The organism is Sinomicrobium pectinilyticum, assembly GCF_003725735.1.
GTDB classification, from domain to species: domain Bacteria; phylum Bacteroidota; class Bacteroidia; order Flavobacteriales; family Flavobacteriaceae; genus Sinomicrobium; species Sinomicrobium pectinilyticum.
Genome location: NZ_RJTM01000028.1, coordinates 90426 through 97078, shown reverse-complemented (window position 1 = coordinate 97078; position 6653 = coordinate 90426). Strand labels below are relative to the sequence as shown.

Below are 6653 nucleotides of genomic sequence, written 5' to 3'. Positions count from 1 at the left end.
ACAAAAGCGGCGAACTTGATCAAGTCCGCCGCTAACCGGGTTGCTTTAGCCGCTAACCCAACCCGGTTCCGTGTAAACGCAATCCCTTAAATGGGGCTATCCGGACCTGTCCGGCAGCAGGTTTATCTGAAGAGGGGGCATGAAAAAAATAAACAAATCTGCTTAACTAAATGACATCGGCCCGCCGGAGCTTTTTTTACAGAAATGTCAATCTTCCTGCCTGTCCCACCACGAAGGTGCGGCAGGGGAGAACTTCCTCCGGGACATTATTACCATTTTCGGGCTTTCGTTACCGGGATATGCCACACGCCGTATAAAGGTCCGGGACTGCGTGTAAAAGCATCCGGAAATTTTTGTACTTATAACCATGTCTACCCATTAAAATAATATCCTCTGTATCACGAAATCCCTTTTTAAGCTCTTTTATAATTTGAACTTTACCTGAATCCCTTCCGGCTTATTTGCAAACTGCAGGTAATACGTTCTTGAATTGTTATCCCAGCTTGCCCCTATGGGTGAGATCCCTGTTCCCCCGGAATCCTCCAGCATTACCTTTTCGGGTTTTGAAGGTAAGAATACACGTAGACTGTTCATTGTGTTTACCGGGCTTTTACAGGTAAATGAATATTCTCCGCCTATCAATTTCTCATTGGATATTCTGGCAGCCGAAGCCACTACTGCGGGTTTGTTTTTGTCATATGCATAATTAAGGCTGTAAAGGAAAGCCTGTTCTCCCGGGACCACCGTTTTTTCAGTAAGAACAGGTAAAAGCGGATTGAAAAGGTCAACCACGGGGCCATCCGCAAAATAGGGCTCACTGTTCACACTTTCATCCATCACGGCAATAATCCTGTACGGTCCTCTTTGAAGTGCGAGGTTATTCTTAAACAGCAATTTTTGGCCATCATTTTCAAAGGCATGCTTTACCGTTTCCACAAAATTTTCATCTCCTCCATGCTCCATGACAAATTCCTTCGGGTTTTTCCGTATGACAAAAACTTCACCTTTACCTGTCTTATAACGGCCTTCACCGGCTTGTTCCGGTATGCCGAGGTGTTTAAACAGATTTCCGGAAGGCGTATCAAACCTGTTCTTTTTCCCGTTCCACCATTCCGTCACATTTTGATAAGGGTCGTCATCTCTTCCGGTATAAATGAGCATTCCCCCGTTCTTTACCCATTTTTCCAGGTTTTCATGCACGTCTTCAGAATGAGGTTTCATATTGGAATAGCTCATAACCAGCACTTTGATATTCTGTAACGTTTCCTTATAACCGAGATTTTCCATATGTACGGTTTGGACAGGTATCCCCCGCTTTAGCAGGGGGAGTGTCTGACCATAAAAATTTGAAAACCGGGGATCTTCAAAACCTTCATGGGTCGGTAACCGCTGAAACATCATGGAATTACCCATCAACACACCAATACTGTTGATACCGCTTACTTTGTTTCCGGATACCGGCATATCGTTCAGGGCATTGATCATGACCTGCATTTGTGTAGAATATTTGTAAGGAATAAGCACTTCCCTGTCCGTATATGCCACTTTATAAGGTTTTGTATAGATTCGTTCCGGCCAGGGCATCACTTCATAATTATTTACCCGGGGATAAAGCAATTGGGCAGTGAAAGTGGCCTCGTAATTCTTTTTATAATCGTCCCAGTCCTTTCTCCGGTCTTCAATGGGATCGGTCAGAAAGAAAATCTTTCGGTTGGTGGGTGCGGTCATGGAAACCATAGAGCCGTATTCCAGGAAAGCATTTTCGAAGGTCCTTTCTTTTACTACACCGTTAAAATAGGTAGCCTCGCGCGAAGTTCCCGTCCAGACCTGTGCAATGTACCCGTCAATACCCGGCAGGGATGCCAGGCTGGCTTCCGGGCTTACGATCATCCACGACGAATAATTCACCAGTGAATGTGTAGGAATATAGACTTTAACATCCAGTCCTTTTTTTCTGCCGTATTTCTTGGCATATTTCGATACTTCATCTATTGTCTTGAAATACAAATGGTATTTTAACTTATTTGACAACCATGTATTTTCTGCGGACTCGTGCTGGGGTTTCCAGTCAAAACCGTAAAAATCCTTCCATTCTTCCTTAAACGCAGTACTATAACCACCCCTGGTCCAGAACTCGGGTTCTTCGAGATAAACAGACGTTATCCCGGCATCTATTACCCTTTCTATTACCTGCTCTTTAATATAGTTTATAAAACTCTTTTGCGGAACTATGTAGGGTACGTTATGCCCATGCCATATGGTATCACCACTGACCTCTACCTGGCCTTCGTCAAAATGGCTTTGCCCATCCCATTTGCCGAGAAAGTAATCCTCATAGGCTCCCCAGGCTATTCCTGTCATAAAATGGGTGTCATACCCTTTCTTGCGCCAGGACCTCACCCGGTCTTCAAAAGCGGATCTATGTCCTTTATCGGAAGGATTTCCGTTCACTCCGTAAACTATGGCCACATCAGACCGGATGTCGATTTCCGGCATCCAGGGACTGGCGGTCTGAAAAGCGGTTTTTTCCTGTTTGTCGTTGTCTTTTTCCGAAACAGTTTGTGCCGGGATTTGTACCGGGAAGCCGATACAGCAACTGAAAACTACCGTAGATATATATTTTTTTAACATTGTTAATTACTTTTTTACTAACTAAGTGTCCCGATAATATCGGGATTAAATGCTCCGATGTACAGATATGCTTTTTTGGATTCCTGATGTATGCCTCGTGGGCTTGCCCCAAGGCATTTGGCTTAATCACCAGAAACAGTCCGCCGGGTACCGAAATGTTCCGGCGGACCCAAAAAGTATTTATTATTCTCCCAATAAGCGCCATTCCGCAAGTTGCATGGCATCACTTCCGTAATTTTCCACGATATACAATCTATAGAACGTATAAGCCGTATTATTGGGCACTTCATATGTCTTGGTCTGATGCCTGTCACTAAAACTCTGGTTTTCCCTGGTATCAAGAGTAGTCCAGTTTTCGCCGTCGCCTGAAGCGGCAAGTTCCCATTTTTTGGGGTCCCTGTCCGGAGCATCATTAGCCGATGTCATTGTATACCTGGTCACTGTCTTTGCCTCTGCAAATTCCTGTTGCATCCAGAAATTTATATCAGGAGAAAAACCTCCGACCAGGAACTTTGTTTCTACATTTCCGTCGGTCACCTTTAGCGACCCCTCCGCTCCGTCAGGACCGTCATTATTATCCTTACTAACGGTGAGAATGGCGTCTCCGGTAAAATCGTCGGGACCTGAAGGGTTTAACGCCTCAACAACGAGTAGTCTCCATTCGCTCAACTGCATGGCGTCACTACCGTAATTTTCCTCAATGTTGATCCGATAATATTTATAGGCTGTTTCATTTTCAAAACCGAACTCCTTAGTCTGGTTCCTGTCTTCAAAGGTATGGTTGGCACGCACATCCAGCGTAACCCAGTTTTCCATATCATTTGAGCCCACTAGGTTCCACTTCTTGGGGTCACGGTCCGGTGCATCATTACCGGAGGTAAAGGTATATTTGTTTACAACGGTGGGTTCCGCAAATTTCTGTTGCATCCAGAAATTTATATCTCCGTGGAACCCGCCAACGAGAAATTTGGAATAAATATCACCATCGACCAGCTTTAAGGAACCTTCTGCTCCTTCCGGTCCTTCTCCGTTATCATTGCTCACGGAAAGTATGGCATTCCCGGTGAGGTCTATGGTTTCCGAAGCAGGATCAAAAGGATAATTAAGATCGGGAAAGTCGGCACGTGCCTGGAGCAATTGCAGATCATTTTCTTCTGTCCAGCCAAAGGCTTCTTCGGCCATGGGTTGAAGGTCTGTTCCGGTTGCCCCGCTAAAAAAATGGACCAGTTCTCCCAGATTCAGATCCCGGGAGTATGAATCTACGTTTACCGGATATTTTTCCGAAAGAACCCTGAAAAAGTTATTAAAAACACGGGGACCTTCATAATTTTCATAGAGGGGGTAGAACCAGTCCCTGAACCAATAGGTCCCTTCGGAGGGATACGAAACCTGAGTAGCCACGGCTTCATCATAAATTCGCCGGGCATCGTCGGTCATTTCCAGGGCCGTATACAGATCGTACAGGAAAATATCGGCAAACCGATCCTGCCATACTCCTCTTGCCGGTGCTCCCTTTTTGCTATAAACGGAATTTTCCACGAGCTCTTCCACAACAAGCATGATGCCATCCATATCCGCCGCGTTCATTTCCCCGCCTTCCAACGAAACGTCAATCAGGCTTTCAAAATCCAGAACGTCGTCCAGAAAGGTGGCATAATAGGGATCGGAACCGGGGTCCTGGTGGATAACGGCATACAGCCTGCCGTTGTTATCCCCGAATCCCCCGTAAGTATCTGATATGTATTCCCAGGAATTGCTTAGGAAACCAAACGGCCAGGTTATCTCCCTGTCTACCTCACCGCCGTAATAGACAGCCACATAACTATCGAAATACTGTCGGTTAACCTCGGAATCGTGCCCGTTCCAGTTTTCGGTTATCCCTCTCAGGGGAGCCCCCGGCGGGTCGTTGTTCACCACGGAATCGGGACGACCTTCCATATCCAGTACGTTGTCATCGGCACATGAGAACAGTACCGAAAACATCCCGGTCGCAATGACCAGATATATAATTTTTTTCATGATATTATTTTTTGTTATTCATGTCGCAAAAGACATTTACCTCAATTTATATACTTCCACATTAAAAAGATCATTGTCTTGGATAAGGCCCCTTCCCGCGGAAAAGGGCCGGATCAAACTAAACTAAATCAGATGAAAACACTACCAGCCGGTATTTTGTATCAAATCGGGATTGCTGTTCAGTTCATCCTGGGGTATGGGCCACAGGTAATGTCTTTTGTTGAACACGCGCTCTTCAAAGATCACTTTATTATAAAAACCGGCTTCGTCCCGGGCATTGATATCCATACTGTGAAATGATCCTGCAAAGGCCTCTTCGGCTATCTTCCATCTCCGGGCATCGAAATATCTCACGCTTTCAAAAGCCAGTTCTACCCTTCTTTCCCTTCGGATTGCCTCACGCATGGCACCCTGATCTGAGGGCGCCGCAAGATCCGCCGAACCGTACTGGGGGATGCCTGCCCTTTCCCGGATAAGATTTACATATCTCAGGATATCGGGATTGCCCGGATCGTATTCGTTCAGTGCCTCGGCATAATCGAGGTAAATTTCGGCAAGTCTCATATAAGGGACACTTCGTTCACTGTTCCGCCAGTCTCTCGGAGGCACATTCTTTCTGACAACATAACCGGTAGGAGGATAATCATTTGACCCCGCCTGCCTTCCGGAATTACCGCCATACCAGGTTGTTGTTATAACATTTCCGAAGTTCCGGTTAATCCACAGGCTATTGTTGTAGGTCACCCCTACATAGAACCTCGGCTCCCGGCCTACCCACTGATTAAAGGTTGACCTGGTCTGAAAATCAAATGGTGCCCGGAAATCGGAAAATCCCGTCTCCACATAACCCGATTCGGGATCGTCTATGGTTCTTCCGTTAGCCATAAAATAGGCGTCGACCATTTCCTGGGTCACACTCAACCCCCCGGCGCCCCTGACTTCCGTGGGATAACCCAGGTGATACGGGGTACAATCGTAGTGATATGCGATCCCTCCGCGGGGCCTTGCATAGATCATTTCCTCGTTAAAATCGTCATACATCACTTCTCTGCAGGACATATAAGGGTTATAGGAACCGTCTTCATTGTACACCTTATACAGTCTGAACGTATTGGGGGTAAATTCTTCGATAAATGCCCTTGCCGCTTCGGCAGCCATCTGCCATTTGTTCACATCATAACTCTGCGGCATGAGGTTCTGGCCTTCGCCATTCTGTAAAGCAGCGTAGTCCTGGTTGCCGTTAAATAAAGGGCTTGCATAAAAAAGCAGGGTCTTTGCCTTTATGGCCATGGCAAAGGGGCGGCTCATCCTTCCGGCCCTGTCACCTCTAAAGGCGATCCCTTCAAGCGCTTCTGCACCTTGATCCAGTTCGCTGACAATATAGTTCACGCACTCTTCCATGGTCTTTCGTTCAAGTCCCAGTTCTTCCAGGTTTGCATCGGGAGCTATGGGTTCTTCCCCCATGAGGATCACGGGACCGTAAATACGGATGAGATTATAATAGTAAAATGCCCTTAGCACCCTTGCTTCCGCCACCAGCCTCCTTGTGATTTCCTCCGGGCAGTCCTGGCACTGGTCGATATTTTGTATAAATGTGGACGAGGAGCGGATGGCCCGGTAAAAATTGGACCACAACGTACTTACATGTCCTGTTGTAGGGTTCCAGTCCCCCACATTCAGGGCATTCCCCAGGTGAAAAGACCATACGTACTCTGCTTCGTCAGACCCGCCGATCCACGGACCGGAATTATTGGCTGTATATCTTTGATCCAGTTCGCTGGGAATATGATCGTAGATTGCTGCCAGGTATTGTTCTACCGTACTCCGCTTGGAGAAAGTCTCCTCAAATGTAAGACGGTCATCGGGAACCTGGTCCAGGAAATCATCATTACACGAGATGGTGACCACGGCCAGCAATCCTATTATTATTTTCTTTATCGCTTTATAACACAAATTGTCCATTTGTCCTGGTATCATTCGTATTGCTTTCATACCTCTAACTT

At 46.4% G+C, this 6653-nt stretch carries 3 protein-coding genes; all 3 read right to left on the bottom strand.

From position 1 onward, the window contains the following. Positions 1–423: 423 nt before the first annotated feature. Positions 424–2631: a type 1 glutamine amidotransferase family protein gene (locus ED312_RS05350; RefSeq protein WP_123214974.1), complete on the bottom strand. Its 2208-nt coding sequence runs from the start codon at positions 2629–2631 to the stop codon at positions 424–426. 183 nt (positions 2632–2814) lie between these two features. After that, positions 2815–4650, bottom strand: a complete 1836-nt coding sequence (locus ED312_RS05345; protein ID WP_123214973.1) for a discoidin domain-containing protein — start codon at positions 4648–4650, stop codon at positions 2815–2817. Positions 4651–4791: 141 nt separating this feature from the next. Beyond that, a complete protein-coding gene (locus ED312_RS05340; RefSeq protein WP_240643031.1) occupies positions 4792–6642 on the bottom strand; it encodes a RagB/SusD family nutrient uptake outer membrane protein in 1851 nt (616 codons plus the stop codon). Positions 6643–6653: the final 11 nt, after the last annotated feature.